Annotated in this window: 23 protein-coding genes, 1 pseudogene and 1 riboswitch; of the genes and pseudogenes, 11 read left to right on the top strand and 13 right to left on the bottom strand. The window is 69.8% G+C overall.

What is annotated here, in order from left to right:
- Window positions 1–3 precede the first annotated feature (3 nt).
- Together U4Y91_RS30835 and U4Y91_RS30830 are read right to left on the bottom strand one after the other, a co-directional pair.
- Window positions 4–984, bottom strand: coding sequence for a quinone oxidoreductase (locus U4Y91_RS30835; RefSeq protein WP_321808226.1), 981 nt, complete (start codon window positions 982–984; stop codon window positions 4–6).
- 33 nt (window positions 985–1,017) lie between these two features.
- The gene (locus U4Y91_RS30830) at window positions 1,018–1,953 is read right to left on the bottom strand and encodes a universal stress protein (protein WP_321808225.1); all 936 of its coding nucleotides are present in this window, start codon (window positions 1,951–1,953) and stop codon (window positions 1,018–1,020) included.
- 254 nt (window positions 1,954–2,207) lie between these two features.
- On the opposite strand from U4Y91_RS30830, the gene U4Y91_RS30825 reads away from it, so the two are divergent.
- The 3 genes from U4Y91_RS30825 to U4Y91_RS30815 all read left to right on the top strand — a co-directional run bounded on the left by U4Y91_RS30825 (window position 2,208) and on the right by U4Y91_RS30815 (window position 7,344).
- On the top strand, window positions 2,208–4,901 hold the full coding sequence (locus tag U4Y91_RS30825; RefSeq protein ID WP_321808224.1) for a LuxR C-terminal-related transcriptional regulator: 2,694 nt from the start codon (window positions 2,208–2,210) through the stop codon (window positions 4,899–4,901).
- 290 nt (window positions 4,902–5,191) lie between these two features.
- A complete protein-coding gene (locus U4Y91_RS30820; RefSeq protein WP_321808223.1) occupies window positions 5,192–6,316 on the top strand; it encodes a porin in 1,125 nt (374 codons plus the stop codon).
- Window positions 6,317–6,639: 323 nt separating this feature from the next.
- The gene (locus U4Y91_RS30815; protein WP_321808222.1) at window positions 6,640–7,344 is read left to right on the top strand and encodes a glutathione S-transferase N-terminal domain-containing protein; all 705 of its coding nucleotides are present in this window, start codon (window positions 6,640–6,642) and stop codon (window positions 7,342–7,344) included.
- Between the two features lie 151 nt (window positions 7,345–7,495).
- On the opposite strand, the gene U4Y91_RS30810 is transcribed toward U4Y91_RS30815, so the two are convergent.
- Window positions 7,496–8,008: a MarR family transcriptional regulator gene (locus tag U4Y91_RS30810; protein ID WP_321808221.1), complete on the bottom strand. Its 513-nt coding sequence runs from the start codon at window positions 8,006–8,008 to the stop codon at window positions 7,496–7,498.
- A 135-nt stretch (window positions 8,009–8,143) separates the two neighbouring features.
- On the opposite strand from U4Y91_RS30810, the gene U4Y91_RS30805 reads away from it, so the two are divergent.
- Window positions 8,144–9,328, top strand: a complete 1,185-nt coding sequence (locus U4Y91_RS30805; protein WP_321808220.1) for an MFS transporter — start codon at window positions 8,144–8,146, stop codon at window positions 9,326–9,328.
- Between the two features lie 262 nt (window positions 9,329–9,590).
- Here the strand turns inward: U4Y91_RS30805 and cobM are convergent, their stop codons facing one another.
- Genes cobM through cbiE form a run of 4 tightly spaced genes read right to left on the bottom strand, consistent with a single transcriptional unit; the run spans window position 9,591 to window position 13,415 of the window.
- Window positions 9,591–10,319: a precorrin-4 C(11)-methyltransferase gene (gene cobM / locus U4Y91_RS30800; protein ID WP_321808219.1), complete on the bottom strand. Its 729-nt coding sequence runs from the start codon at window positions 10,317–10,319 to the stop codon at window positions 9,591–9,593.
- A 44-nt stretch (window positions 10,320–10,363) separates the two neighbouring features.
- A complete protein-coding gene (locus U4Y91_RS30795) occupies window positions 10,364–11,095 on the bottom strand; it encodes a cobalt-precorrin-6A reductase (RefSeq protein ID WP_321808218.1) in 732 nt (243 codons plus the stop codon).
- Window positions 11,092–12,180, bottom strand: coding sequence for a cobalt-precorrin-5B (C(1))-methyltransferase (locus U4Y91_RS30790; protein WP_321808217.1), 1,089 nt, complete (start codon window positions 12,178–12,180; stop codon window positions 11,092–11,094). Before U4Y91_RS30790 ends, U4Y91_RS30795 begins: the two co-directional genes overlap by 4 nt.
- Entirely contained in the window at window positions 12,180–13,415 is a 1,236-nt protein-coding gene (gene cbiE, locus U4Y91_RS30785; RefSeq protein WP_321808216.1) for a precorrin-6y C5,15-methyltransferase (decarboxylating) subunit CbiE, read from the bottom strand. The genes U4Y91_RS30790 and cbiE overlap by 1 nt, the downstream gene beginning before the upstream one ends.
- A gap of 215 nt (window positions 13,416–13,630) precedes the next feature.
- A riboswitch (cobalamin riboswitch) is annotated at window positions 13,631–13,823 on the top strand.
- Between the two features lie 106 nt (window positions 13,824–13,929).
- On the opposite strand from cbiE, the gene cobG reads away from it, so the two are divergent.
- The 4 genes from cobG to cobJ are packed head-to-tail and all read left to right on the top strand — an operon-like array spanning window position 13,930 to window position 18,377.
- Window positions 13,930–15,291, top strand: a complete 1,362-nt coding sequence (gene cobG, locus U4Y91_RS30780) for a precorrin-3B synthase (protein WP_321808258.1) — start codon at window positions 13,930–13,932, stop codon at window positions 15,289–15,291.
- Complete coding sequence (locus U4Y91_RS30775; RefSeq protein ID WP_321808215.1) at window positions 15,284–15,910, top strand: precorrin-8X methylmutase; 627 nt, start codon at window positions 15,284–15,286, stop codon at window positions 15,908–15,910. The genes cobG and U4Y91_RS30775 overlap by 8 nt, the downstream gene beginning before the upstream one ends.
- A complete protein-coding gene (locus U4Y91_RS30770; RefSeq protein WP_044843548.1) occupies window positions 15,907–16,641 on the top strand; it encodes a precorrin-2 C(20)-methyltransferase in 735 nt (244 codons plus the stop codon). Before U4Y91_RS30775 ends, U4Y91_RS30770 begins: the two co-directional genes overlap by 4 nt.
- On the top strand, window positions 16,638–18,377 hold the full coding sequence (cobJ, locus tag U4Y91_RS30765; protein WP_321808214.1) for a precorrin-3B C(17)-methyltransferase: 1,740 nt from the start codon (window positions 16,638–16,640) through the stop codon (window positions 18,375–18,377). The genes U4Y91_RS30770 and cobJ overlap by 4 nt, the downstream gene beginning before the upstream one ends.
- Before the next feature lie 204 nt (window positions 18,378–18,581).
- Here the strand turns inward: cobJ and U4Y91_RS30760 are convergent, their stop codons facing one another.
- Window positions 18,582–18,917 carry a hypothetical protein gene (locus U4Y91_RS30760; protein ID WP_321808213.1) on the bottom strand — a complete coding sequence of 112 codons (336 nt, stop codon included), beginning with the start codon at window positions 18,915–18,917 and terminating at the stop codon, window positions 18,582–18,584.
- Between the two features lie 58 nt (window positions 18,918–18,975).
- Window positions 18,976–20,121, bottom strand: a complete 1,146-nt coding sequence (locus tag U4Y91_RS30755; RefSeq protein WP_321808212.1) for a lipid II-degrading bacteriocin — start codon at window positions 20,119–20,121, stop codon at window positions 18,976–18,978.
- 162 nt (window positions 20,122–20,283) lie between these two features.
- Here U4Y91_RS30755 and U4Y91_RS30750 point away from each other — a divergent pair.
- Window positions 20,284–20,526 (top strand): annotated as a pseudogene (locus U4Y91_RS30750) (chitinase); the annotation flags it as partial.
- Between the two features lie 82 nt (window positions 20,527–20,608).
- On the opposite strand, the gene U4Y91_RS30745 reads toward U4Y91_RS30750, so the two are convergent.
- From U4Y91_RS30745 to U4Y91_RS30730, 4 genes are all read right to left on the bottom strand, one after another.
- A complete protein-coding gene (locus U4Y91_RS30745; protein WP_124485494.1) occupies window positions 20,609–21,352 on the bottom strand; it encodes an IclR family transcriptional regulator in 744 nt (247 codons plus the stop codon).
- A gap of 52 nt (window positions 21,353–21,404) precedes the next feature.
- On the bottom strand, window positions 21,405–22,571 hold the full coding sequence (locus tag U4Y91_RS30740) for an acyl-CoA dehydrogenase family protein (protein WP_321808211.1): 1,167 nt from the start codon (window positions 22,569–22,571) through the stop codon (window positions 21,405–21,407).
- A gap of 107 nt (window positions 22,572–22,678) precedes the next feature.
- A complete protein-coding gene (locus U4Y91_RS30735; protein ID WP_321808210.1) occupies window positions 22,679–23,980 on the bottom strand; it encodes a citrate:proton symporter in 1,302 nt (433 codons plus the stop codon).
- A 117-nt stretch (window positions 23,981–24,097) separates the two neighbouring features.
- Window positions 24,098–25,270, bottom strand: a complete 1,173-nt coding sequence (locus U4Y91_RS30730; protein WP_321808209.1) for a CoA transferase — start codon at window positions 25,268–25,270, stop codon at window positions 24,098–24,100.
- 272 nt (window positions 25,271–25,542) lie between these two features.
- Here U4Y91_RS30730 and U4Y91_RS30725 point away from each other — a divergent pair, with 272 nt between their 5' ends.
- Both U4Y91_RS30725 and U4Y91_RS30720 read left to right on the top strand, forming a co-directional pair.
- Window positions 25,543–25,785 carry a hypothetical protein gene (locus U4Y91_RS30725; RefSeq protein ID WP_321808208.1) on the top strand — a complete coding sequence of 81 codons (243 nt, stop codon included), beginning with the start codon at window positions 25,543–25,545 and terminating at the stop codon, window positions 25,783–25,785.
- Between the two features lie 145 nt (window positions 25,786–25,930).
- Window positions 25,931–26,359, top strand: coding sequence for an NUDIX hydrolase (locus tag U4Y91_RS30720; RefSeq protein ID WP_124520781.1), 429 nt, complete (start codon window positions 25,931–25,933; stop codon window positions 26,357–26,359).
- Window positions 26,360–26,368: the final 9 nt, after the last annotated feature.

Here is a 26,368-nt window from a genome sequence, read left to right as displayed (position 1 = left end):
TCCTCAGACGATGAATACCGACGAGCCGGTCGTCTTGCGCGACTCGAGATCGCGGTGCGCCTGCGCCGCGTCCTGCAGCGCATAACGCTGGTTGATCTCGATCCGGATGCGGCCGGCCGCGACGTGCGCGAACAGCTCGCCGGCCAGGTCGTTCTTCTCGGCCGGATCGGCGATGTAGTCGGCCAGCGCCGGGCGCGTCAGGTACAGCGAACCCTTCATCGCGAGGCGCTGCGGGTCGAACGGCGGGATCGGGCCCGACGCGGTGCCGACGCAGACCATCAGCCCGCGCCGCTTCAGCGAATCGAGCGAGCCTTCGAAGGTGTCCTTGCCGACGCTGTCGAACACGACGTCGACGCCCGCGCCGCCAGTCAGTTCGCGCACGCGCTTCGCGACGTCCTCGCGGCTGTAGTCGATCGTATGGTCGCAGCCGTGTGCGCGGGCGATCGCGGCCTTGCGTTCGCTCGACACGGTGCCGATCACCGTGAGCCCGAGCAGCTTCGCCCATTGCGACACGATCAGCCCGACGCCGCCCGCGGCCGCGTGCAGCAGGATCGTGTCGCCCGGCGCGAACGCGTGGATGCGGCGCAACAGGTAGGCCGACGTCAGGCCGCGCATCGTCATCGCCGCGGCCGTTTCGCAGGCGATCCCGGCCGGCAGCTTCACGAGCGGCGCGGCGGCGATCAGCCGTTCGGTGCTGTACGCGCCGAGCGTGTTCAGGAAGCCGGTGTAGGTCACCCGGTCGCCGGCGGCGACGTTCGTCACGCCGGGGCCGACGGCTTCGACCACGCCGGCGGCCTCGACGCCGATGCCGGCCGGCAGCGGCACCGGATACAGGCCGCTGCGGAAATACGTGTCGGCGAAGTTCAGGCCGACGGCCTCGTGCCGCAGGCGGACCTGCCCCGCGCCCGGGTCGCCGACTTCGACCGCTTCGCAGCGCAGCACGTCGGGGCCGCCGGTTTCGTGGAATCGCACTGCATGTGCCATCTGGTTCTCCGTAGGGTTTCAGTCGGATGCGCGTCACGCATCGTCGGGTTCGTCCGCGCCCGGCGTCGTCGCGGCTGAGCCGCTCGCCGGGGGCGCGTCCAGTTCGGTCCAGTCGGCGTCGCCCAAATAGCGCCGCGCGGCCGGGAAAATCACGCCTTCCATGCGCCCCATCTGCTCGAACGCGCCGCGCGCATAGACGGCGAGCGCGGCATCGAACGCGGCCGACGGCAAGCCGTCGGCGGCGAGCCGCGCCAGCGCGTCGAGCGCGTGCGCATCGCGGCGCCGCTGGCGGTCGAGCTCGTCGAGTTCGGCCGCGCTGCTCTCCGTCCGCCTGCGCAATGCCGCGCACAGGCGTGCTTCGGCGGACGTGCCGAAACGCGCGTCCTGCAGCGCCGCGAGCGACGCCAACGCGGCACGCACCGCCAGCGTGCGGTCTGCGTCGGCGGCCGGCCGCGTTGTCGTGTCCGGGTCTTCGCTCACCATCGTCAGCGCCTGCAACTGCGCGCCGAGCGCGCGATGCGCGGCGAGACAGCGGGCCATCACGCGCGCCTCTGCCGGCGCACGCCGTGCCGGGCACACGAGCACCGGCACGCCGCTCGACGCGAGCAGCAACCGCCGTTGCGCGGCCGCGCCGGCATCGGCATCGTGCGGCAGCGCCGCGACGCCGATCAGGTCGCAGCCGAGCTCGCCGGCGAGCGTGGCGGGCGACGTGCGGCCGGCCGCCGGATCGCCGGCCGCCGCGATCGAATGGGACAGGCCCTGCGCCCGTGCGGCGGCTTCCACTTTCGCACCGTGTTCCGGCATCCGCGCTCCGGATAAACGCGAGTCGGAGCCGGGCGATTGCGGCGCCGCGCCGGACAGCACGAACGTGACCCGCGCGCCGACCGCACGCGCCAGTTCGAGCGCATGGCCGATCGCGTCGATGCCGCCGGGCACGCCGTCGACCGTCACGAGCAGATGGCGATACATCGTGCCGCTCCGTTTATCCGGCGCTCGGCGCGCTGCGGCGCGCGCCGGTCGATACGATGTTCATGGCCCCTCCCCGTTGCATTCGTCAATCGCGTTCGTCACGCCTCGGAACCCATGCTATCGGCCGGGCGGCGGCGCGGCCCCACTCGCCGCGGGGGGGATTGACGCGCGAACGCGGTTCGGCCGATCCTTCCCCCCACGCCCACCCCGGACGCCGGCCTGCACGGCAGCGCCGGATTCCGACTGCTGCCCCGATGGCCCACCCACCCGATCGCGCCGACGCGCCCCCCACCGAACTCGTGCTGAAGACGACCGCGCCGCGCGTGCCGGCGCAGTTGCTCGCGCGCGCGCGGCTGAGCCTCGCCGCGGCGGCGTTCGACGCCCGGCCCGTCACGCTCGTGCAGGCGCCGGCCGGCTACGGCAAGACTTCGCTGCTCGCGCAATGGCGGCGCGAATCGCTCGCGCTCGGCCGCGCGGTCGTGTGGCTGTCCGCCGACGAGCGCGACGACGCGCCGCGCCTGCTGCAGGGGCTCGTGCAGGCGGTGCGCACCGGTTGCGTGCGGCCCGCCTTCGGGCGCCTGATTCCGGACGGCGCGGCCCGCGCGCTGGAGGGGCTGACCGCGTGGCTGGCCGAAGTCGCGCAACTGTCGATCGACGCGCTGCTGATCGTCGACGACGCGGAGCGGCTGCCCGCCGCCGGCCTCGACGCGCTGACCTACGTGCTGCACAACGCGCCGCAGAACCTGCGGGTGGTCGTCGCGGCCCGGCGCGGGCTCGATCACGCGGCCGGCGACCTGCTCGCCGGCGGGCAATGCACGCTCGCGGGCCCCGACTGGCTGCGCTTCACGCTCGACGAGACGATCGCGCTGGTCGGCGCGCGCTTTGCGCAGCGGGTCGATGCCGACGCGTGCGCGCGGCTGTTCGAGCGCGTCGACGGCTGGCCGCTCGGGCTGCAGCTCGCGATGGCCGCGATGGCGCGCTCGGCCGATCCGCGCCAGGCCGTCGATGCGCTCGCCGCGCGCATGGACGGCACCCGCGACCGGCTCGTCGAACTGCTGCTCGCGAATTTGTCGGCCGACGACACCGCGTTCCTGACACGCACGAGCGTTGCCGACCGCCTGCATCCGTCGCTGTGCGCCGCGCTGCTCGACGACGCGGCTGCCCCCAACCGGCTCGCACGGCTCGCGCGGGACACGCCGCTGTTCATCGCGTCCGACGCTTCCGACTGGTGCCGGCTGCATCCGCTCGTGCGCGATACGCTGCGCGACCGTCTGACGGCGAGCGCCGAAGCGGACCGCAGCGCGCTGCACGCACGCGCGGCCGCGTGGCTCGACGCGCACGGGATGACGGAGGAAGCGGCGCGCCACGCGTATGCGGCCGGCCAGTTCGAGACGGCATACGCGCTCGCACAGCGCTGCCTCGAGGGCGCGATCAAGCAGGGCCGCATCAACGACGTGCTCGACTGGCTCGCGCTGCTGCCCGCTGCGGAACTCGACAAGCGTCCGACGCTGCGGATCGCGGTCGCGTGGGCGCTGGCGCTCGGCGAGCGCCATGTCGAGGCGCGGCGCCAGATCGCCGGCATCCTGGCCGACCCCGGCACGCCGGCCGCGATGCGCTACGAATGCGCGCTGATCCTCAGTGCGGCGGCCTACTACGCGGACGAAATCGACCATTTCGTCGAGCTGTTCGAACCGTGGGCCGACTTCACGCCGCCCGCGGCGACGTGGCTTGCGCAGATGCATGCGAACCGCCTGTCGGCGCGCGCGATCATCGTCGGCGAACCGGCGCAGGCGCGCCGCTTCCAGCAGGCCGCGCCGCGCGGCGCGACGGCGGCCGGGTTCGGCTACGTCGCGCGCTGGGGCGAGCTGATCACCGGCCTGAGCTACCTGCGCGAAGGCCAGATCCGGCTCGCGGACGACGCGTTGTCGCCGGCGCTCGCGCGCGCGGAAGCCGATCTGGGGCGCCGCCATCCGCTGACCTGCATGCTCGCGGCGATGTGCGCGGCGATCGCCTGCGAAGCCGATCGCGTCGACCAGGCCGCCGCGCTGCTCGCGAACCGGCTCGACGTGCTCGAGCACGCGGGCACGCCCGACACCGTGCTGCTCGGCTACCGGACGGCCGCGCGCATTGCGCTGCTGCGCGGCGTCGAGCATCGCGCGATCGACCTGCTCGAGGCGCTCGACGCGATGGGCGTCGCGCGCCGGCTGCCGCGCCTGTCGGTCGCGAGCCTCGCGGAGCAGGTGCGCATTCACGCGGCGCGCTATCGCGAGGCGACCTGCCATGCGCTGGTCGAGCGGATCGATGCGATCGCCGCGGCCGAGTTTCCGTCGCACGGGCCGCTGTGGCGGCGCCCCGTCGTGCTGCTGCAGGCGATGGCGCACGCGGGCGCCGCGCTTGCCGCGCGCCGCTGGGACGATGCATGCGCGGCGCTCGACGAAGCCGCCGTGCTGGCCCGCGAAATGAGCATGGGACGCGAGCGCATCGAGATCATGGCGCTCAGCGCGTTCGCGCTCGAACAGTCCGGGCACGGCGGCCGCGCGCTGCTCGACGAGGCGATGAACCTCGCGGACATGTTCGGCCTCACGCGCACACTTGCCGACGCGCATCCGGCCGTCGCCGACTGGGCGCGCCGCATCGGCGACGAGACGGCCGCGGGCGACGGACCCGCCCGGCCCGCGCAGCCGCAGCCGCGCATCGTGCCGCCCGCGCCGCGCCGCACGGCCAGCCCGCGCGCGGTGCCGAGCGTCGTGCTGACGCCCAAGGAGCGCGCGATCCTCGAGCTGCTCGCGCGCAACCTGTCGAACAAGGAGATCGCGGTGGCGCTCGCCGTCGGCGAGGAAACCGTGAAGTGGCACCTGAAGAACCTGTTCGGCAAGCTGGACGCCAGCTCGCGCAAGCACGCGGTGCGCCGCGCGCTGGTGCTCGGGTTGCTCGAAAGCGCGCCTTGACGCGCGCGTTGCCCGCCTGCGCACGTCCGAACCGGCCTCAACTCGCCTGAACTGGCCTTGATCGGCCTTGCCCGGCCGTTGATGACAACCGCGTCGCCCGGGCCCCCCTCCGATTCTCCGCAACCCTGCCCCCCGCGCATGGGGGGGAGCGGCCGCGCGCCGTTGCGTAGTCTTTCCGCACGGCTCGCACCGGCGCCGCATCCCGCGCCTTCCCGCCTGCCTCGATGCTTCCCCCGCTTTACCCGCCCGGGCTCGATCCCGTGCGGTCCATTACGATCCTGGAGACTTCGATGAAGACGAAACTGGCCGCGCTCGCGGCGCTTGCCGGCAGTGCGGCGCTCGCGCACGCGCAATCCTCCGTCACGCTGTACGGGGTGGTCGACACGGGCCTGCTGTACCAGAGCACGTCGGCCGCGTCGTTCGGCCCGAACGCGCCGAACACCGGCAAGGTGTTCCGCATGAAGGACGGCGGCATCTATTCGAGCTTCTGGGGCATCAAGGGCAGCGAGGACATCGGCGGCGGCTACAAGGTCAACTTCAAGCTGCAGGGCTCGTTCGACAGCGGCACCGGCAGGATGCAGCTGAGCGACACGCCGGGCGCTGTCGCGATCTTCAACCAGGTTGCATCGCTCGGCGTGTCCGGGCCGTTCGGCACCTTCACGGCCGGCCGGCAGATCGTGCCGATGATCTACGCGATGGCCGACACCGACGTGCGCAACGCGCAGTTCTTCGGCAGCGTGCTGACCGCGTGGCTCGGCCTGAACACCGCGGCCGGCTGGCCGGGGACGAGCACCAACGGCGCGATCGGCGCGCTGTACGACAGCAATGCGCTCGTCTATCAGTCGCCGACGTTCGCGGGCGCGTCGATCGCGCTCGAATACGCGCCCGGCGGCGTCGCCGGGCAGTTCCAGGGCGGCACGCGCGAATCGGTCGTGCTGCGGTATTCGAACTACGGGCTCAACGCGTCGGCCGTCTACTACAACGGCCACGACACGAATCCGGCGCCGGGTGTCGCGCCGACCGGCGTCGACAACAACCGCTTCATCTACGTCGGCGCGAAATACACGATCCGCGATTTCTCGGTGTCGGCGTCGTACGGCAACGGCCGGAATCCGTCGCATGCGGACAAGGTGAACCTCGACATGCTGTCGGCGGGCGTCGGCTATCGGTTCACGCCCACGTTGCAGGTGACGTCGGCGGTGTATTACCTGAAGGACCGCAACCGTTCTGAAAACCGCTCGACGGCCGTCGTGCTCACGGCCGACTACAGCCTGTCGAAGCGGTCGATGGTCTATGCGCAGGTCGGCCACGTGAACAACCGCGGCACGATGAACCAGATGCTCGTGTACGGACAGCCGGTCGCGCCCGGGGTCGGCACGACCGCGGCGATGGTCGGGCTGCGACACAACTTCTGACGGTGCGGTGCGGTGTGGCACGGGTGCCGCAGCGCGTAGGGCTTGGCGTTATGTCCACAGGCATCTGTTCGCGACACGTCGATGCGTCGTCTGTTGGGGCGGCTGATCGAAATAGGCAGGCGCGATGTGCGCGGCGGCGCACGGACACGACGCGCGGCCGCCGTCTGCAGCGATCGCGGGGATCGGCTACAGTGGGCGTCTTCGGCGCGCCCCGCCCGCCGGTCGATGCGTTTCGCCCCGTTCCTGCCGCCGTGTCAGGGGCTGCCGGCGACGCGCGGCAGGCCGACGGGGCGCGGATCCTCCACGTTGACGAGCGAACCTCCATGCCCGATCTGTCCGCCTTCCCGATCACGAAAAAATGGCCGGCCCAGCATCCCGACCGTCTCCAGCTGTACTCGCTGCCGACGCCGAACGGCGTCAAGGTGTCGATCATGCTCGAGGAAACCGGCCTGCCGTACGAGCCGCACCTCGTGCGCTTCGACACGAACGACCAGCTGTCGCCCGAATTCCTGTCGCTGAACCCGAACAACAAGATCCCGGCGATCATCGATCCGAACGGCCCCGACGGCCGGCCGCTGGCGCTGTTCGAATCCGGCGCGATCCTGATCTATCTCGCGGACAAGACGGGCCAGCTGATCCCGAAGGATCTGGCGGGCCGCTACGAGACGATCCAGTGGGTAATGTTCCAGATGGGCGGCATCGGCCCGATGTTCGGCCAGGTCGGCTTCTTCCACAAGTTCGCGGGCCGCGACTACGAGGACAAGCGTCCGCGCGACCGCTACGTCGCCGAATCGAAGCGCCTGCTCGGCGTGCTCGACGCGCATCTCGCGAACCGCAAGTGGGTGATGGGCGATACGTACACGATTGCCGACATCGCGATCTTCCCGTGGGTGCGCAACCTGGTCGGGTTCTACGAGGCGGGCGATCTCGTCGGCTTCAGCGAGTTCCGGCATGTCGCGCGGGCGCTCGACGCGTTCGTCGCGCGTCCGGCCGTCGCGCGCGGGCTCAACATCCCGGCACGCGGCTGAGCCGCGCGGCGGGCGCACCCGGTGCGGCCCGCCGTTTGTCCGGCCCGCCGCAGCGCGCGGCGGGCGGTTCTCTCGCTTCCTTTCGCGCGCTTCCTTTCGGTGTTTCCATGTCCCGCTCGTCGCGTTCGTTCTTCGTGACGATGCGGCGGCGCTACCTGGCAGCCGACGCCGACGCTTCTCCTCCCAATCCCGCCAGCAGCTTTTCGAGCAATGCCGCAAGTTGCGCCTGCTCCGCCTCCGACAGCGCGGCCAGCATCGCGCGCTGATTGTCGACGTGCGCGACCACCGCATCGTCGATCAGCGCGCGGCCGGCGTCGGTCAGCGCGACGAGCGTGCCGCGGCCGTCGGCCGGGTTCGGCCGGCGCTCGACCCAGCCGGCCTTCTGCAGCCGGTCGATGCGCGCGGTCATCCCGCCCGACGACATCATCAGCGCGTCGTACAGCGCGGTCGGTGTCAGCGCGAACGGCGCGCCGCTGCGCCGCAGCGTCGCCAGCACGTCGAATTCGCCCGGCTGCATCCCGTAGCGCGCAAACAGCGGATTGAGACCGTCGCGCGCGATCACGAGCGCGGCTTCCTGCAGCCGTCCCATCACGAGCATCGACGACGCATCCAGATCCGGACGCTCGACGCGCCATTGCGCGAGCGCATGCGCGGCTCGATCCATTAACCCTCCTTGGCTCACCAGTTATCTTGACGTCGAGATAAATACGCATTTATCTTGATGTCGAGATACTTTACATGAAAACGCACGGCGCGCCTGACGGAGGTGTCGTGCTCCGATATCGAGGGCCACTCCATCATGAATCGCTTCATTTCCCCCGGCTGGCGGCTGGCCGCCGTCGTACTGGTCGGGTTGAACCTGCGGCCCGCGCTGGCCGCGATCGGTCCGCTGCTCGACATGATCCAGCGTGCGACCGGCATCGGCGACGGCGCGGCGAGCCTGCTGACCACGATTCCGATCCTGCTGATGGGCCTGGGCGCGCTCGGCGCGCGGCGGCTGCAGCGCGTGACGGGGATAGCCGGCGGCGTATGGCTCGGCGTCATGCTGATCGGGCTCGCGTGCGCGTCGCGGTTCGGCGCGCAGCACGCGTGGCTGCTGCTCGCGAGCGCATGTTGCGCGGGCATCGGGATCGCGATGGTGCAGGCGCTGCTGCCGGGGTTCGTGAAGGCGCATTTCGCGACGCGCATCGGCGGCGCCATGGGCGTCTATTCGACGTCGATCATGGGCGGCGCGGTGCTCGCGAGCGTCGTCGCGCCGTTCGCCGCGGCCCGCTGGGGCTGGCTGGTCGCGCTCGCGGGCTGGGCGCTGCCGGCCGCGGTCGCGGCGCTCGCGTGGCCGCTGGCCAGTCGTGGCGGCGACGCACCGGCGTCCGGGCCGACGGCCGCGCCGCCGATGCAGGTGCGGCCGTCGCGCTCGCCGCGGGCCTGGCGGCTCGCGATGTTCTTCGGGATCGCGACGGGTGCCTACACCCTCGTGCTCGCATGGCTGCCGCCGTACTACATGCGGCTCGGCTGGTCGCCGACCGCGGCCGGCAGCCTGCTCGGCGGCGTGACGCTCGCGGAAGTCGTCGCGGGGCTGGCGATCTCGGCGACGATCGACCGCCTGCCCGACCGCCGGCCCGCGCTGCACGCGGCGATCGCGTCGCTGTTCGTCGGATTGCTGGTGATGCTGGCCGCGCCCGACACGCTCGCGATGCCGGCCGCGCTGCTGCTCGGTGCGGGGATCGGCGCGCTGTTTCCGCTGTCGCTGATCGTCACGGTCGATCATGCGGCGACGCCGGCCGATGCGGCATCGCTGACGGGGTTCGTGCAGGGCGTCGGCTATCTGGTCGCCGGGTTGTTTCCGTTCACGGCCGGCATCGTGCGCCAGCATCTCGCGGATCTGACGCCGGCATGGATCGCGATGGCATGCCTGTGCGTCGTGCTGTTCGCGCTGGCGGCCGGCTTCGCGCCGCAGTTTGCGCGGCGTGTCGCGCGCGCGTAGCGCCGCTCAGACGCGGCGCGTGAAGGAGTGCCCCGGTTCGTGGCCGGCGCGCGGTTGCCCGTTGCCGGTTCATGCAGTGCCGTTCGACGATGGATATTGATCGGTGGCCGGCTCGCGGGGTTGCCCGTTGTCATTCGGTCGCGCCGGTTCATGCGGTGAGCGCCGTTCGACGATGGGTATTGATCGGCGGCCCGGCGCGCGAGGCAACCCATTGTCGCGATGCCTCGCAACGCGCAATGCGTTGCGTTCTGTACACGTGTAATCACCCCCCGCTCGCGTACAGCGTCGAATCCGCGAACCCTTCCGCATCGAGCACGCGCCCGATCAGGATCAGCGCGGTGCGTTCGATCTGCGTGCCCTGCACCTTGCCGACGATGTCGGCCAGCGTGCCGGTCACGCGTTCCTCGTCGGGCCAGCTCGCGCGGTAGATCACCGCGACCGGGCACGCGGGCCCGTAATGCGGCAGCACTTCGTCGACGATCCGCGCGAGATGCCGCACGCCGAGGTGAATCGCGAGCGTCGCGCGATGCGCAGCGAGCGCGCCGAGCGCTTCGCCTTCCGGCATCGTCGTCTTGCCCGCGAAGCGCGTGAGGATCACCGTCTGCGCGACACCGGGCAGCGTCAGCTCGACCCCGAGCGTCGCCGCGCAGGCGGCCGTGGCCGTCACGCCCGGCACGATTTCATAGGGAATCCCGAGCGCTTTCAGCCGGCGGATCTGTTCGCCGATCGCACCGTACAGCGACGGATCGCCCGAATGCACGCGCGCGACGTCCTGCCCTTTCGCATGCGCATCGGCGAGCAGCGCGACGATCGCGTCGAGGTCGAGCTCGGCGGTATTGACGACCTGTTCCGCGCGATGGCCGTCAAGCACGGCCGGCGGCACGAGCGACCCTGCATACAGGATCACCGGGCACGTGCGCACGAGGCGCTGGCCCTTTACCGTGATCAGCTCCGGGTCGCCGGGGCCCGCGCCGATGAAATACACCGTCATCGAAAAATCTCCGTCAATTCATGGGTCAGCCGGGTCGCGCGACATCAAGCACGCGCGGCCGGGTCGAGTGCATCGAGCAGCGCGGCGGCCGAGTCGAACGCGCGGTCGGCGTCGGGCAGCGGCGGCCGGCGCAGCATCACGACCGGCAGCCGGCGTTCGCGCGCGACGTCGAGCTTGGCTTCGGTCGCGGCGCCGCCGCTGTTCTTGCTGACGACGACGTCGATGCCCGCGAGCGCGAACAGCGCGCGTTCATTCTCGAGCGTGAACGGCCCGCGCGCGGCGACGATCTGCGCGCGCGCGTTGCCGGGATGCGCATCGAGGCAGCGCACCAGCCAGAACTGGTGCGGCGGGATCGCGTCGAGATGCGCGAGCGGTTCGCGGCCGAGCGTGAACAGCGGCCGCCGGAACGGCGCGAGCGCCGCCTCGATGCCGGCCCAGTCGTCGACCATCCGCCAGTCGTCGCCGGGCTGCGGCGCCCACGGCGCGCGGCGCAGCGCCCACAGCGGCACGCCTGCGTCGCGCGCGGCCGCCGCCGCGTTCGCGCTGATGCGCGCGGCATACGGATGCGTGGCGTCGATCACGAGGCCGATGCCGGCACTGCGCAGATACGCGGCGAGCCCGGCCGCCCCGCCGAAGCCGCCGACGCGTACTTCGCAGCGCAAGTCGTCGGGCACCTTGCCGAGCCCCGCGAGGCTATAGACGTGTTCCGGGCCGAGCGCGCGTGCGATCTTCAGCGCGTCGCCGGTGCCGCCGAGCAGCAGGATCCGCGCGCTCATCGTGCGATCCCGACGAAGCGGCCCTGCCGGTCGATCGCGAACATCTCGACGGCAACCGATGGCGGCACGATGTCGCGCGCGACCCGCAGCGCGTGCGCGCAGACGAGGTCGCCGAGCGGCACGCCTTCGGCCTGCGCGAGCTTCAGCGCTTCCTGGCTGGTGTTCGCCGCGCGCATCGCGGCCTGCAGCGCGTCGTTCGCGCCCGCCTCGGCCGCCCACTGCGCGAGCAGCGGCAGGTCGATGCTCGAATGGCGGCTGTGCAGGTCGAGATGGCCGGCCGCGAGCTTGCTGAGCTTGCCGAAGCCGCCGCACATCGACAGGCGCGCGACCGGCGCGCGGCGCAGGTGCTTGAGCACCGCGCCGGCGAAATCGCCCATTTCGATCAGTGCCATGTCGGGCAGGCCGTAGTGCGCACGCATCGCATCCTCGCTCGCGTTGCCCGTGCACGCGGCGATGTGCGCGATCCCGTTCGCGCGCGCGACGTCGATGCCCTGATGGATCGACGCGATGTACGCCGAGCACGAGAACGGCCGCACGATGCCGGTCGTGCCGAGAATCGACAAGCCGCCGACGATGCCCAGCCGCGGGTTCATCGTCTTCAGCGCGAGCGCCTCGCCGCCCTCGACGCCGATCGTCACGTCGAAGCCGCCCGGGTAGCCGTATTCGGCCGCGAGCGCGTCGAGGTGCGCGGTCATCATCTGGCGCGGCACCGGATTGATCGCCGGTTCGCCGACCGGCAGCGTGAGCCCCGCGCGCGTGACGGTGCCGACCCCCGGCCCTGCGTGAAAACGCACGCCGGGCGCGGCGGCGAGCGCGACCCGCGCGAAGATCAGCGCGCCGTGCGTGACGTCCGGATCGTCGCCGGCATCCTTGATCGTGCCGGCTTCCGCACCGTCGGCCGTGGCCCGGCAGAACGCGAGCCGCATCATCACGCGCTGCCCCTTCGGCAACACGATCTCGACCGCATCGTCCGCGCGGCCCGCGAGCAGCAGGCGTGCGGCGGCGAGCGACGTCGCGGTCGCGCAGCTGCCGGTCGTATAGCCGAACCGCAGCGGTGCCGGTTGTTCGGGGGTTTCGTCGCGCATCAGGCAGGGTCCGCGAGGTCGGTCGACGTGGAAGCGGGCTTGCGCACGTCGTACAGCGTGACGGGCAACGGCTGCCGCCACGTGTCGAAGCGGCCGAGCGGCTCGGCGTGCGCGAGCGATACGCGCGTGAGCGTGCCGCCGTGCGCGTCGCGCCAGGCGGCGAGCGCCAGCTCGCCCTGCAGCGTGACCGCGTTCGCGACGAGCCGGCCGCCGGGTTTCAGCGCCGACCAGCACGCGTCGAGCACGCCGGCTGCAGTTGCGCCACCGCCGATGAAGATCGCGTCGGGCGCGGCGAGCCCCGCGAGCGCATCGGGTGCGCGCCCCACGACGAGTTGCAGGCCCGGTACGCCGAGCGCGTCGCGGTTGTGCTCGATGAAGCGCTGCCGCTCCGCATGCGACTCGATCGCGATCGCCTGGCACGACGGATGCGCGCGCATCCACTCGATGCCGATCGAGCCGCTGCCCGCGCCGACGTCCCACAACAGTTCGCCGGGGGCAGGCGCGAGGCGTCCGAGCGTCAGCGCGCGCATGTCGCGCTTGGTGAGCTGGCCGTCGTGGCGGTACGCGTCGTCGGGCAGGCCGGGCGTGAGTGCGCGGCGCGGCGCATCGGGGCCGGCCTGGCAGTCCAGCGCGACGAGATTGAGCGCGGCGGTTTCGTCGATGTGCCAGTCTTGCGCGAGCCCGTCGATGCGCCGCTCGAGCGGGCCGCCGAGGTGCTCGAACACGCTGATGCGCGTCGGGCCGAAGCCGCGCGCGGCGAGTTCGGCGGCGACCGTGGCCGGCGTGCGGCCGTCGGCGCTCAGCACGAACAGGCGCCGGCCCGGCAGCAGGTGACGCGCCAGCGTCGCGAGCGGCCGGCCGACGAGCGACACCGCGCCGACGTCCTGCAACGCCCAGCCGAGCCGCGCGGCCGCCAGCGACAGCGACGACGGTGCGGGCAGCACGCGCCATTCGTCGGGGGACAGTTCGCGCGCGAGCGTCGCGCCGACGCCGAACAGCATCGGGTCGCCGCTCGCCAGTACGCAGACGGGCGAACCGCGCTGCGCGAGCAGGCCCGACAGGTCGAACGGCGACGGCCACGCGGCGCGTTCGGCCGGCAGCCGCGCGGGCAGCATGTCGAGGTGCCGCTTCGCGCCGACGACCCGCTTCGCTTCGAGCAGCGCGCGTCGCGCGCCGCGCCCGAGCCCCGCGTAGCCGTCGTCGCCGATGCCCACTACCGTCAGCCACGCCGTCATGCACCCTTCCCCTTCGTCCGATTCCATCGAGTCGTCGCACGGCGGCCATGAAGGCGCCGATGCGGCCGTCCGCATTGCGAAAGTCGGCATGGTACCGTGTTCCACCGCGCGTTTCATCTGCGGCGCAGCCGACGCCGGGCCGCGTTTCGCGTCGGCCACGGCGCCTGCCCGGCGGTCGCCTGGGGGTCCCGAAACGCCGGTGAAATCGGGTATCCTACGGCCGTTCGTTCGCCGGTGCCCTTCGGGGCCGAAGAGGGAACACAGGGCGCGCCGCGCGCCGCTGTGGCTGCCCCCGCAACTGTAGACAGCGAGCCGATCTCCCCCCTCATGCCACTGGTTTCACCGGGAAGGCCGGGAGCCGGCGCCGACCTGTCAGCCAGGAGACCTGCCGGCCTGAAAGTGCGTGCGTGCCAGTCGGCGTCGGGCGGGGTGTACCGATGCGTTGGCCGCGGCGCGACACTGTCCCGGTATCCCGTTGAGATCCGCCCCCGATTCGAATCCTGCTTCGCCCGTCGTGCGCCCTTCGGCTTGCCCGGGGCTCGTGCGCGTCGTCGCGGCCGCCGACGGCGGGCTGTGCCGGATCAAGCTGCCGGGCGGCCGGCTCGACGCGCGGCAGGCGCGCGCGATCGCCGCCGTCGCGCGTGCCTGCGGCTCCGGCGCGATCGACTCGACCAATCGCGCGAATCTCCAGCTGCGCGGCATTCGCGACGGCACGGCCGATACGCTGGTCGACGCGTTGCTCGACGCGGGCCTGGGCCCGCGCATCAACGCGGGCGATGCCGCTGACGACCGCGCCGCGCTCGCCGCAAGCGACGACGTCCGCAACCTGATGCTCAGCCCGCTTGCGGGGCGCGATCCCGACGCGCTGCTCGACAGCCGCGCACTCGCGCTTGCGCTGCTCGACATGCTGACGCACGAGCCGCGCCGCGGCGAACTGTCGCCGAAATTCTCGATCCAGCTCGACGGCGGCGAATCGGTCGCGGCGCTCGATCATCCGCACGACATCTGGCTCGCCGCGTGGCGTCGCGGCGACGGCGCGGTCCGCATCGCCGCGGGCCTGGCCGGCTGTCCGCCGGTCGCGCCCGGCGATCCGCCCGCTGCGTTCGACGTGGCGCCGGACCAGACCGTCGCGCTCGTCCGCGCGTTGCTGCTGGCGTTCCTCGATCTCGCGCCGGCCGACGTCACGCGGATGCGCGCGTGGCTCGCGACCGGCGGCGCACGCGCGTTGCGCGAGCGCGCGCAGCATTACGTACCCTTCCCGCTCGAAGCCGATCCGGCACTGGCCGGCTGGCGGCGCACGCAAGCGGATGCCGCGCTGCGTTTCGGTGCACGGCCGTCGCGCGACGCGGATCGCTGCAGCGTCGGCGCGCAGTTCGTGCTCGGCCGGCTCGACGCGTCGCAACTGGAACGGCTCGCGGCGCTGGCCGACGCCGACGGCGACGGCACGCTGTCGATGACGCCGTGGCAAGGCGTGTTCGTGCACGGCGTGCGGCACGAACGTGCGCCGGCCGTGCTCGACGCGCTCGCGTCGCTCGGGCTCGTGTGCACGACATCCGACCCGCTGGCGGCGCTGGTCGCCTGCACCGGCAGCGCGGGCTGCGCGAAGTCGCGCGCCGATACGAAACGCGATGCGCTCGCGCTGGCCGCGCGCGTCGGCCATCCGGTCGACGTGCACCTGACCGGCTGCGAGCGCCACTGTGCGCTGCCGCACCCCGCGACGCATACGCTCGTCGCGGTCGCGCCCGCGCGCTACGACCTTTACCGGCGCGATGCTGCCGCGGGCCTCGGCGCCCCGCTCGCGCGCCATCTGACGATTGACCAGGCCGCGGCCCGACTGACGGGCGCGCGCCACAGCCAGGACACCACCGATGCTTGACTACATTCGCGACGGGCAGGAAATCTACCGCCAGTCGTTCGCGACGATCCGCGCCGAGGCCGACCTGTCGCAGGTTCCGCCCGATCTCGAGAAACTCGCGGTGCGCGTGATCCACGCGTGCGGGATGGTCGATGTCGCCTACGACCTGCGCTTCTCGGCCGGCGCTGGCACGGCGGGCCGTACGGCGCTCGCGGCTGGCGCGCCGATCCTGTGCGACGCGAAGATGGTTGCCGAAGGCATCACGCGCGCGCGGCTGCCGGCCGGCAATCGCGTGATCTGCACACTCGGCGAACCGGAAGTGCCCGACCTCGCGCGGCATCTCGGCAACACGCGCTCGGCCGCGGCGCTCGAACTGTGGCGCCCGCATCTGGCCGGCAGCGTCGTCGTGATCGGCAATGCGCCGACCGCGCTGTTCCACCTGCTCGACATGATCGACGCCGGTGCGCCGCGCCCCGCGCTGATCCTCGGCTTTCCGGTCGGCTTCATCGGCGCGGCCGAATCGAAGGCGGCGCTCGACGCCGACAGCCGCGGCGTGCCGTACGTCGCGCTGCTCGGCCGGCGCGGCGGCAGCGCGATGGCCGCTGCCGCGGTCAACGCACTCGCGACGGAGGCCGAATGACGGCCCCGCGCGGACGCCTGTTCGGGGTCGGCGTCGGCCCCGGCGATCCAGAACTGATGACGATCAAGGCGCTGCGCGTGCTGCAGGCCGCGCCGGTGGTCGCGTATTTCGTCGCGAAGGGCAAGAAGGGCAATGCGTACGGAATCGTCGAGGCGCACCTGCGCGACGCGCAGACGCAACTGCCGCTCGTCTATCCGGTGACGACCGAGGCGCTGGCGCCGCCGCTTTGCTACGAGACCGTGATTGCCGACTTCTACGACACGGCGGCCGAGATCGTCGCGTCGCATCTCGACGCCGGACGCGACGTCGCGGTGATCTGCGAAGGCGACCCGTTCTTCTACGGGTCGTACATGTACCTGCACGATCGCCTTGCGCCGCGCTACGACACCGAAGTGATCCCGGGCGTGTGCGCGATGCTCGGCGGCACGGCCGTGCTCGGCCAGCCGCTCGTCTATCGCAACCAGAGCCTGTCGGTGCTGTCCGGCGTGCTGCCGGAGGACGAATTGCGCGCGCGGCTCGCGCAGGCCGACGCGGCCGTCGTGATGAAGCTCGGCCGCAACTTCGACAAGGTGCGGCGCGTGCTCGACGAACTGGGGCTCGCGAAGCGCGCGCTGTACGTCGAGCGCGCGACGATGGCGGCCCAGCGCATCGTGCCGCTCGACGAAGTCGATCCGATGGCGTCGCCGTATTTCTCGCTGCTCGTCGTCCCGGGGGAAAAATGGCAAGGATGACGACTCCGCCCGCGATCGTGATTCTCGGCGCGGGCGCGCTCGATACCGCGCGGCGCATCCAGGCGCGTTATCCGGGCGCCGCCGTGCACGGGCTCGCGTCGCGCGTCGAGGCCGACGTGCCGTTCGACGAGCTCGGCGCGCACCTGCGCGCGCTCTACGCGCGCGGCTTGCCGATCGTCGCGTTGTGTGCGGCCGGCATCGTGATCCGTTGCGTCGCGCCGGCACTCGCCGACAAGGGTGTCGAGCCGCCGGTGCTCGCGGTCGCGGAAGACGGTTCGGCCGTCGTGCCGCTGCTCGGCGGGCTGACGGGCGTCAACGTGATCGCGCGCGAAATCGCCGCATGCCTCGGCGTCGCGCCGGCGATCACCACGAGCGGCGAGCTGCGCTTCGGCGCGTGCGTGCTCAATCCGCCCGACGGCTATGCGCTCGCCGATCTCCAGCAAGGCAAGCGCTTCGTGTCCGACCTGCTCGCGGGCGCAGCCACGCGCGTCGACGGCGCGGCGCCGTGGCTCGACGACGTCGCGCTGCCGCGCGACGACGCGGCCGCGCATGCGATCCGCGTGACGCCCGATGCATGGCGCGGCGCGCGCGACGAACTCGTGATCCATCCGCGCAGCGTGGTGGTCGGTGTCGATGCGCGCGGCGTGCGGGCGGACGCGGCGCCGTCGCTTGCCGAACGCATCGACGCGCTGCTCGACGCGCACGGCCTCGCGCGGCTGGCGCTTGCCGCGCTCGTCGCACCGGCGACGTTGCTCGGCGATGCACGGGTTGAAGCGGCGGCTCGAGCGCTGGACGTGCCGCTGCGCTTTGTCGATGTCGATGTCGATGTCGATGGCAATAGCGATGGCGCTGGAGACACCGATGCGGCCGCCTTGCTCGGCAGCACGTTGCGTGTCGCGCATACGTTGCGCGCAACGTCCGATGGCCTCGCCTGCGCGGTCGCGGCGCAACCGGTCGACCCCGCCACGCTCGGCCGTGCACGCGGCCGCCTGACGGTGCTCGGCCTCGGCCCGGGCGACGCCGCGTGGCTCACGCCCGCGGCGCGCGGCGCGCTCGCGGACGCCACCGATATCCTCGGCTATACGACCTACGTGACGATGGCCGGCCCGTTCCGCGCGGAGCAGCGCGTGCACGGCACCGACAATCGCGAGGAAATGCAGCGCGCGCGTCATGCGTTCGAACTGGCGGCCCAGGGCCGGCGCGTCGCTGTCGTCTCGTCGGGCGATCCCGGCGTGTTCGCGATGGCCGCGGCCGTGCTCGAAGCACTAGACGAAGCGCGCAATCCGCGCTGGGCCGCGGTCGAACTGCGCATCGAACCCGGCGTATCGGCATCGCTCGCGACCGCCGCGCAGGCCGGCGCGCCGCTCGGCCACGATTTCTGCGCGATCTCGCTGTCGGACAACCTGAAGCCGTGGGACGTGATCGAGACGCGCCTGCGGCACGCGGCGCAAGCCGATCTGGTGATGGCGTTCTACAACCCGATCTCGCGTGCGCGGCCGTGGCAGCTCGATCGTGCGCTCGATGCGGTGCGCGCGCACCGCGCGGCCGACACGGTCGTCGTGCTCGGCCGCGACATCGGCCGGCCCGGCGCGACGCTCGTGACGACGACGCTCGGCGCGCTGCGCAGCGATCAGGTGGACATGCGCACGATGGTGATCGTCGGTTCGTCGACGACGCGGCGTTTCGCGATCGGCGACGGGCGTGAGTGGGTTTATACGCCGCGCTGGTATCGCTGAACTTCGATGCGGATGGAGCGACAGTCCCGCCTTGCGCCCTTAGCTAGTGGAATCGTCCGGCGACAGTTGCTTGGGCGCAAGAATCTCTGCCAATCGATGCCTCCCGCTCGTCGCTCGCCCGCCCCTCCATGATGCATGGAGGCCATGAAGTTGAACGGGCGATTCGATATCCCCGAACTCGTCAATCCACGTTTTTTTGGGGGGTCAATCAAAAGGACCTACATTGTCAACCACAAAGCCTTTGCAGGTCATTTTTGCTACATAACGATGATTGTCGACGCGGTAAGGAATTTTCCATTGCTGCAGATCCACCAAATACTCCGCAGCCTCATCAAACGTTACATTCGACAAATTGTTATGCTTGGCATACTTGCTTAGATAAGCCCGCATCTGGGACGTGGAGAGATTTGGGCAGGCCGCGTCACCTCCATCATCTCGAATATATGCCATAACGCCTATCAGTAATGCAGCTAGCAGCGCAATCAAAAAAACAGCGGCGAGCATGAATTTAAAGAATTTGGAGAAATATGCTTTCGGCATCACACCTCCATCAATCAAAAATCGAAGCAGTAATTCGACATTTCTGAAAAATTATTAATTAATTGATTGACGGCCTTTCTCGTCCGCGCCCTATGGAGGGAACGTGTACTGCGCCACCGCCGGGGTTCGTTGCTCTTATGCTGGCCCTGGTGCCTCGAATGTTCAACGGCTGAGAACCAGTGAAGTAAATCATATAATCGTGATGCCCGGTAAATGAGCCAATTACTCGAATCAGTGTGGTGAGCGCCTCCTGAACCGCTGGCCGAGAATTCGATGCATCAAAATCGAATTTGTCAGGGTTGAGTGTATATTCCCCGTTGAAATTGAAGCTTCCGTCGATATCTAATGTTAGCTGCCCGGTAACATGCCCGCTGACTCGGCCTAACGCCGACCCGACTATGTACTCGTGATCGCTAAGAAGATTTGTGCTGAACGCCGCATCTATTGGGTATGTTCCGGGTCCCATTCCGTCGTTAACGATGATGCTTCGAATTGGACCAATTTCGGCGGCTCCGATTTTGAGATGGAGGGACCTCAAATCAACGGATCTCGGGCTGCCGTCTCCTCGAATCCAATAGTCGTATGCGGCCAACGGGAAAAATGGCGTAGCGTAAAACTTGAAATCGGATATCGGCGGCGAAGGAAGGTGGCTGAAATAATAATTGCTAAAAATACCAAATGCCGTCGTCAAGCCACCTATTTGCATATTGGAGAGCTCGTACTGGCTGGCTCCAGCAATGCTCTGCCAGCCGTTATTGGCCAACCATTGCGTAAAAAGACCATAGGTCGCAATTTGAGCTCGAATGACGCGGTTGCTTGCCAATTCAATGCCGTATGCGAATTGGCGCAACATTTCAAGTGGATCTTTCGCGGCGGCGGCTTCAAAAACCCTCTTTCCGTTCACCAGCCTGAACTGCCCGATTTGCCAAATTCCACCGCGAATATCTTCCATGCCAGGAGCCCAAACATATCCGCCGGCGGGGCCATTCGGAGTTGCCATTGGAAGGCTGTAATCATGGGGCGCCGTTATATTGATTGGAGGCATCATGTCATCGGCGGGACCATGGCCTTGGGCCCAGCTCCGCAGCGGGCTCAACATCATGGTTGCGGGGGTGACAATCGACATACCCAACAATTTGCGCCGCTTCCTCGCAACATTGGGCATGTGATCAATTTCGAGCAACGAGTTTCTCTTTTCGGCCATTGTGTTCCCCATATCACATAAAAAATTCATGCTTCAATAGCTTTGTTTTGGAAGCAAATATGGGGATCGTTTATATAATTATTGTCGAGCAATCTCGATGTAATGTATACGCGTCACTTCGACTTGTCATCATTTTTTTGTGATTTTTCGAGTTTCGTGATTGTCGCGCTCGACGCGGTGAATCTGATGACGACGGACTACGGTCTCGCCCCCTGACATGGGCGCGACCGTGACCAGCGACGCGCAAGCGATCTACGCGCAACTCGACGCGGCATCAAGTCGGCGGGCCAGCCGAAGACTGATGCGCAACTGCGGCAGATGGTGGGCGTTACGCCGATGATCGGGATGAGTGACGTTCAGGGCGAAACATTCACGCTCGCGAATGCGCATGTCACGCTGAATGCGACCCCTCCCAGGTGCCATCCTGCATCGCAGTGAACGGGCCGCGAAGCGAAGCAAGCGCCCCTGCCCCGCTTCGCGGTCCTTGCTACCCGCGCCCCTGCTCGGCCAGCAGCCGCGCCTTCGCATCGACCAGCAGCGCCGCATGCGTGTCGCGATGCTGGCGGATCCGCTCGGTCGGCCCGACGACCGACAGCCCGTACCAGTCGCCGTCGAGCGTCAGCGCGACCGCGATCGCCGACAGCTCGGGCGCGCTCTCGCCGAAGTTCTCGGCCCAGCCGAGTTCACGAAACCGCGCGGTTTGCGCGACGAGCGCCGGCAGGTCGGCCACCGTCGCATCGGTGAAGCGCTCGAACGACAACTGCGCGCCGAGCGCTTGCTGCGCGTCGCTCGCGAGTTCCGCGAAGATCGCCTTGCCGATCGAGTTCGCATGCAGCGGGCGCAGCTCGCCCGGCTGGCGCGTATAGCGGATCGCCTGCTCCGACTCGACGACGTCGAGATACGTGACCGACGCGCCCTGGATCTTGCCGAGCACGGCCGTCTCGCGGCTCGCGTCGCGCAGCGCGACGAGATGCGGATGCACGATGTCGACGACGGGATCGGTCGCGTCGATCGCGGCGGCGATCGTCTGCAGGCGCCGCGTCGGATAGTAGCCGCCGCGCTTGCGCACCTCGTACAGATAGCCGCGGCTCACGAGCGTGCGCGCCATCGCCAGGCAACTCGACGCCGGCACGTTGAGCAGGCGCGCGAGTTCGGTGAGCGGCAGCGGCCGCCGTTCGGCGGCGAACAGCTCGAAGAGATCGAGCGTGCGGGCAACGAGTTTGACGTCCATGACGAGCGCTTGATTCGGAACGGGAAACGCGCGCCGGGCGAGCCGCCGCGTGTCAGTACGACTTCGGCAGCCCGAGCACCTTCTCCGCGATGTAGCACAGGATCAGTTGCGGACTCACGGGCGCGAGCCTCGGAATCATACACTCGCGCAGGTAGCGCTCGACATGGTATTCCTTCGCATAGCCCATCCCGCCGTGCGTCGCGATCGCCGTCTGGCACGCCTGGAACGCGGCTTCCGCGCCGAGGTACTTCGCGGCGTTCGCCTCCGCGCCGCACGGCTGCCCCGCGTCGTAGCGCGTCGCGGCTTTCATCACCATCAGCCACGCGGCCTCGAGCTGCATCCACGCTTGCGCGAGCGGATGCTGGATCGACTGGTTCTGCCCGATCGGCCGGCCGAACACGACGCGCTCGCACGCATACTGCGTCGCGCGGCGCAGCGCGGCCTGACCGAGGCCGATCGCCTCGGCGGCGATCAGGATCCGCTCGGGGTTCAGCCCGTGCAGCAGGTAGCGGAAGCCTTCGCCTTCGTTGCCGATCAGGTCGTCGCGCGGCACGCGCAGGTCGTCGATGAACAGCATGTTCGAATCGACGGCCTTGCGGCCCATTTTCTCGATCTCGCGCACCTCGACGCGCGAACGGTCGAGGTCGGTGTAGAACAGGCTCAAGCCGTCGGTCGGCTTCGCGACCTGGTCGAGCGGCGTCGTGCGCGCGATGATCAGCATCTTGTTCGCGACCTGCGCGGTCGAGATCCAGATCTTGCGGCCGCTCAGCACGTAGTGGTCGCCGTCGCGGCGCGCCTGCGTGCTCAGGTGCGTCGTGTCGAGGCCGGCGTCGGGCTCGGTCACCGCGAAGCAGGCCTTGTCGCGCCCGGCGATCAGCGGCGGCAGGAAGCGCGCCTTCTGCGCGTCGTTGCCGAACACCTGCACCGGGTTCAGCCCGAAGATGTTCATGTGGACGGCCGAGGCACCCGACAGGCCGGCGCCCGACGCGCTGATCGTGCGCATCATCAGCGCGGCCTCGGTCATCCCGAGCCCGGCGCCGCCGTGGGCCGGGTCCATCGCGATGCCGAGCCAGCCGGCCTCGGCGAGCGCCGCGTGAAAGTCGGATGGAAATCCGCCCGCGCGATCGCGCTCGAGCCAGTAGTCGTCGCCGAAGCGTTCGCAGATTTTCTCGATCGCGCTTTCGATCGCGCGCTGGTCGTCGGTCAGGTCGAACTGCATGGATTTGCTCTCCAGGAAAACGTGAACGGCCGCGCCGCGCTCAAGACGACGCCGGCCTTCGAGGGGCCTCGGCGGCAGCCGGCGCGGCGCGGCAGGCAGGTGGACGCTCACAACGGAAACACGCCCGCCACGACCGCGGCGAAGACCATCAGCACGGTGGCGGCGAACAGGAACGGGATCGTGAACTTCTGGTGCTCGGCCAGTTCGACGCCGGTCAGGCCGACGATCAGGAACGTCGCGGGCGTGAGCGGACTGACCGGGAACCCGGTGGTCATCTGGCCGAGCAGCGCGGCCTGCGCCATCTGGATCGGCGGCACGCCGAGCAGCTTCGCGCTTTCCGCGAGCACCGGCAGCACGCCGAAGTAGAACGAATCGGGATCGAACAGCAGGCTGAGCGGCATCGACAGCAGGCCGAGCACGAACGGCATGTGGCGCGCATGCTCGACCGGCACGTGCGCGACGACGACCTCGGCCATCGCCTTCAGCATCCCGGTGCCGGACATGATCCCGGTGAACGCGCCGGCCGCGAGCAGCACGCTCGCCATCATCAGCGCGGCCTTCGCGTGCGCGTCGATCCGCTCGCGCTGCGCCTGCACGTCCGGATAGTTGATGACGAGCGCGGCGACCGTGCCGAGCATGAACATCACCATCGGGTCGACGATGCCCGACACCAGCGTGCCGAGCACGACGAGCGTCAGCGCCAGGTTGATCCGGAAGCGGCCGGGCCGGCGCAGTGCGCGCTCGGCGTCGGTCAGCTCGCGCGGTGCGATCGCGAGCGACGCCGCGCCGGCGCGATCGAGCCCGAGCCGCTTTGCCTCGCGCACGCCGAGCACGTAAGCGGTGCCGAACACGAACGCGAGCCCGACGATCTGCACCGGGATCATCGGCATGAAGATCGCCGAGCCGGGGATGTGCAAGGCCGCCGACGCGCGCAGCATCGGGCCGACCCACGGCAGGAAGTTGACGCCGGCCGCCATCGACGCGACGCACGCGAGAATCCGCCGGTCCATGCCGAGCCGCGTATAGAGCGGCATCATCGCGGGCAGCGTGACGAGAAACGTGACGGCGCCCGAGCCGTCCAGGTGGATCAGCAGCGCGAGCAGCGCCGAGCCCGTCACGATGCGCGGCGGATGGCAGCCGATCACGCGCAGCACGCCCGCGATGATCGGATCGAGCATCCCCGCATCGGTGAGGATTCCGAAAAATAGAATCGCAAAAACGAACATCCCGGCGATCGGGCCGATGTTCTGCACGCCGCGCACGATGAACGTGCCGGTCGAGAGTCCGAAGCCGGCCGCGAGCGACGCGGCCACCGGCACGACGATCAGTGCGACGAGCGGCGCCAGCCGCTTCGTGATGATCAGGCCGAACAGCGCGACGATCGCGATCGCGCCGATCCAAGCGAGCATGATGTGTCTCCTCTTGTGCCGGCGCGCGTCGGGCGCGGCATGGCGTGATGTCCGAAGGCGCGCGCGCTCGTGCGGCGGCGTCGGGCGCCACCGCACGGCCGCAGGCCGTGTTGCGTGTCAGTTGCGACGCGGCCGGCTGTCGGTGCTGTCGCGATCGTCGTCGGCAAACACCTGCGCCGCGTGTTCGTTCAGCGCCGGCGGCGGCCGCCGGTACGTGGCCGGCGTTCGGCCGAGCTTGATCGGCGACGCGATGCCGCGATGCCGGCCCAGTTCGACCTTCATCTGCCGATGCGCGACGTGCGGATGGTCGAGCGCCGCATCGAGCCCGAGCACGGGCGCGCATGGCACGCCGCGGCGCATCAGCTGCTCGGCGAGCGCCGCGCCGTCGTGTGCGGCGAGCGCCGTTTCGAGCAGCGCGCGCAACGCGGCGCGGTTCGCGCTGCGCGCGCGGTTGTCGGCGAAGCGCGGATCGTCGGGCCAGTCGCGCGTGCCGAGCACGTTGCACAGCGCGGCGAACTGCCCGTTGTTGCCGACCGCGAGAAAGATGTCGACGCTCGCGGTCGGAAAGCTGTCGTACGGCGTGATGTTCGGATGCGCGTTGCCGGTGCGCACCGGCGCCTTCCCGGAATGGAAGAAATTCGGCGTATGCGGATGCAGGATCGACAGCGCGCAGTCGAACAGCGTCGCTTCGACGAACTGGCCGCGCCCGCTCGCATCGCGTTCGCGCAGCGCCATCAGCACGCCGAGCGCCGCGTTCAGCCCGGTGACGAGATCGACGATCGGCACGCCGACGCGCAGCGGCGCGCCGCCCGCCTCGCCGTTCACGCTCATCAGCCCGGCCAGCGCCTGCACGGCCGCGTCGTAGCCGGGCAGCCCGCCGAGCGGGCCGTCCGCGCCGAAGCCCGACACGCGGCAATGGACGAGGCGCGGAAAGCGCGCGTGCAGCGTGTCGAAGCCGAGGCCCCAGCGCTCCATCGTGCCGATCTTGAAGTTCTCGACCAGCGCATCGGCGTGCTCGAGCAGGCCGAGCAGCCGCTCGCGATCCGCCGGCTGCGTCAGGTCGAGCGCGATGCCGAGCTTGTTGCGGTTCACGCCGAGGAAATACGACGCCGTGTCGCCGTCGAACGGCGGCCCCCAGGTGCGCGTCTCGTCGCCTGACGGCGGTTCGACCTTGATCACTTCCGCGCCGTGGTCGGCGAGGATCTGCGTCGCATACGGGCCGCCCAGCACCCGCGACAGATCGATGATGCGCAACCCCGCCAACGCGCCCTGCTGTTCCAGTTCCGCCATGCGTCTCGCTCCTGCTTCCGGTTGATCGGACCGCCGGTTCCGCCGTGCCGACAGCGGCGGCACGGTTTTCCGGACTTGAAGAATAATTCTTGTGCGTGAATTTATATTCACACTCACGAATTTCGTTGTCAAGCCGGAGATGTCCCGGCGGCCGCGCCGAGAACGCGGCCGGCCGCAAGTGGGGACGACACCGAACGCCGGCCGGTTGCCGCGCCGGGCCGCGATTCGCTAAGCTGGCGGACGGTGCTCAACTGAAGAAAGACGGAGATTTCATGAAACGCATGCTGCTCGCGGCCATCCTGCTGGCGTCGACGCTGGGCGTCGCCCGCGCGCAAACCCAGACCTTCCATTTTGGCGAGGGACAATTGCAGCCGCGGGCCGCCGCGCCGGTGGCACGACCCGCGCCGGTGCGCCCGCATGTGACGCCGCCGCATCACCACCGGCGTACCGTCCACAAGCAGCGCCACGGGCGGTCCGGAAAGCCGGCGCGCACGGGGATCGACACGCACGCGTGACGTGATCCGCGTTGCGCGCGGCAACGCACGGAACTGTCACGAACGGCCGGTATGATCGGCGCGGCGGCTTGCATGCCGTCGTGCCCGGCGATCGGCCGACGTGCATTTCCCTCCACGATTGAGCACCTGTTTTGTTTTGCCGAACATGAATACCGGGCCGGATACCGTCGTCAGCATCAAGGAACGCGCCACGATCGTGTGCCGCCAGCGCAGCAGCGTGCTGCTGGTCGCCCGTACCGCGGCGCGCTGGTCGCTGCCGGGCGGCACGATCCGGCGCGGCGAGACGCCGCTGGAGGCCGCGCAGCGGGAACTGGCGGAGGAGACGCGGCTGGAGGGGCTCGCGCTCGACTACGCGGTGCAGTTCGGCGGCCTCACGAAGCTCCATCACGTGTTCGTGGCCGACGTGCCGAAACACCTGACGCCACGCGCGAGCAACGAGATCGCGCGCTGCAAGTGGTTCGACGTCGAGCGGCTGGAGACGCTGCGTGCGAGCGTGCCGACCCGCAAGATCATCGAGCTGCTGCACCTCGACCGCTTTTCCGCGCTCGCGGACGGGCCGCTTCGCTCGCGCTGAACCGGCCCG

This window comes from Burkholderia sp. BCC1993 (assembly GCF_905339865.1).
Lineage (GTDB): Bacteria > Pseudomonadota > Gammaproteobacteria > Burkholderiales > Burkholderiaceae > Burkholderia.
Note: the sequence above shows the minus strand (reverse complement) of the source record. Positions and strands in the feature narration are given on the sequence as shown.

What these genes read in the sequence shown, in the direction of transcription:
- cbiE (WP_321808216.1), bottom strand. Translation starts at nt 13,415, where the DNA reads ATGACGGCGTGGCTGACGGTAGTGGGCATCGGCGACGACGGCTACGCG.
- U4Y91_RS30825 (WP_321808224.1), top strand. Translation starts at nt 2,208, where the DNA reads ATGGCCCACCCACCCGATCGCGCCGACGCGCCCCCCACCGAACTCGTG.
- U4Y91_RS30830 (WP_321808225.1), bottom strand. Translation starts at nt 1,953, where the DNA reads ATGTATCGCCATCTGCTCGTGACGGTCGACGGCGTGCCCGGCGGCATC.
- cobM (WP_321808219.1), bottom strand. Translation starts at nt 10,319, where the DNA reads ATGACGGTGTATTTCATCGGCGCGGGCCCCGGCGACCCGGAGCTGATC.
- U4Y91_RS30775 (WP_321808215.1), top strand. Translation starts at nt 15,284, where the DNA reads ATGCTTGACTACATTCGCGACGGGCAGGAAATCTACCGCCAGTCGTTC.
- U4Y91_RS30755 (WP_321808212.1), bottom strand. Translation starts at nt 20,121, where the DNA reads ATGGCCGAAAAGAGAAACTCGTTGCTCGAAATTGATCACATGCCCAAT.
- U4Y91_RS30745 (WP_124485494.1), bottom strand. Translation starts at nt 21,352, where the DNA reads ATGGACGTCAAACTCGTTGCCCGCACGCTCGATCTCTTCGAGCTGTTC.
- U4Y91_RS30720 (WP_124520781.1), top strand. Translation starts at nt 25,931, where the DNA reads ATGAATACCGGGCCGGATACCGTCGTCAGCATCAAGGAACGCGCCACG.
- U4Y91_RS30740 (WP_321808211.1), bottom strand. Translation starts at nt 22,571, where the DNA reads ATGCAGTTCGACCTGACCGACGACCAGCGCGCGATCGAAAGCGCGATC.
- U4Y91_RS30795 (WP_321808218.1), bottom strand. Translation starts at nt 11,095, where the DNA reads ATGAGCGCGCGGATCCTGCTGCTCGGCGGCACCGGCGACGCGCTGAAG.
- U4Y91_RS30760 (WP_321808213.1), bottom strand. Translation starts at nt 18,917, where the DNA reads ATGCCGAAAGCATATTTCTCCAAATTCTTTAAATTCATGCTCGCCGCT.
- U4Y91_RS30835 (WP_321808226.1), bottom strand. Translation starts at nt 984, where the DNA reads ATGGCACATGCAGTGCGATTCCACGAAACCGGCGGCCCCGACGTGCTG.
- U4Y91_RS30810 (WP_321808221.1), bottom strand. Translation starts at nt 8,008, where the DNA reads ATGGATCGAGCCGCGCATGCGCTCGCGCAATGGCGCGTCGAGCGTCCG.
- U4Y91_RS30815 (WP_321808222.1), top strand. Translation starts at nt 6,640, where the DNA reads ATGCCCGATCTGTCCGCCTTCCCGATCACGAAAAAATGGCCGGCCCAG.
- U4Y91_RS30730 (WP_321808209.1), bottom strand. Translation starts at nt 25,270, where the DNA reads ATGGCGGAACTGGAACAGCAGGGCGCGTTGGCGGGGTTGCGCATCATC.
- cobJ (WP_321808214.1), top strand. Translation starts at nt 16,638, where the DNA reads ATGACGACTCCGCCCGCGATCGTGATTCTCGGCGCGGGCGCGCTCGAT.
- U4Y91_RS30725 (WP_321808208.1), top strand. Translation starts at nt 25,543, where the DNA reads ATGAAACGCATGCTGCTCGCGGCCATCCTGCTGGCGTCGACGCTGGGC.
- U4Y91_RS30770 (WP_044843548.1), top strand. Translation starts at nt 15,907, where the DNA reads ATGACGGCCCCGCGCGGACGCCTGTTCGGGGTCGGCGTCGGCCCCGGC.
- U4Y91_RS30820 (WP_321808223.1), top strand. Translation starts at nt 5,192, where the DNA reads ATGAAGACGAAACTGGCCGCGCTCGCGGCGCTTGCCGGCAGTGCGGCG.
- U4Y91_RS30735 (WP_321808210.1), bottom strand. Translation starts at nt 23,980, where the DNA reads ATGCTCGCTTGGATCGGCGCGATCGCGATCGTCGCGCTGTTCGGCCTG.
- U4Y91_RS30790 (WP_321808217.1), bottom strand. Translation starts at nt 12,180, where the DNA reads ATGCGCGACGAAACCCCCGAACAACCGGCACCGCTGCGGTTCGGCTAT.
- U4Y91_RS30805 (WP_321808220.1), top strand. Translation starts at nt 8,144, where the DNA reads ATGAATCGCTTCATTTCCCCCGGCTGGCGGCTGGCCGCCGTCGTACTG.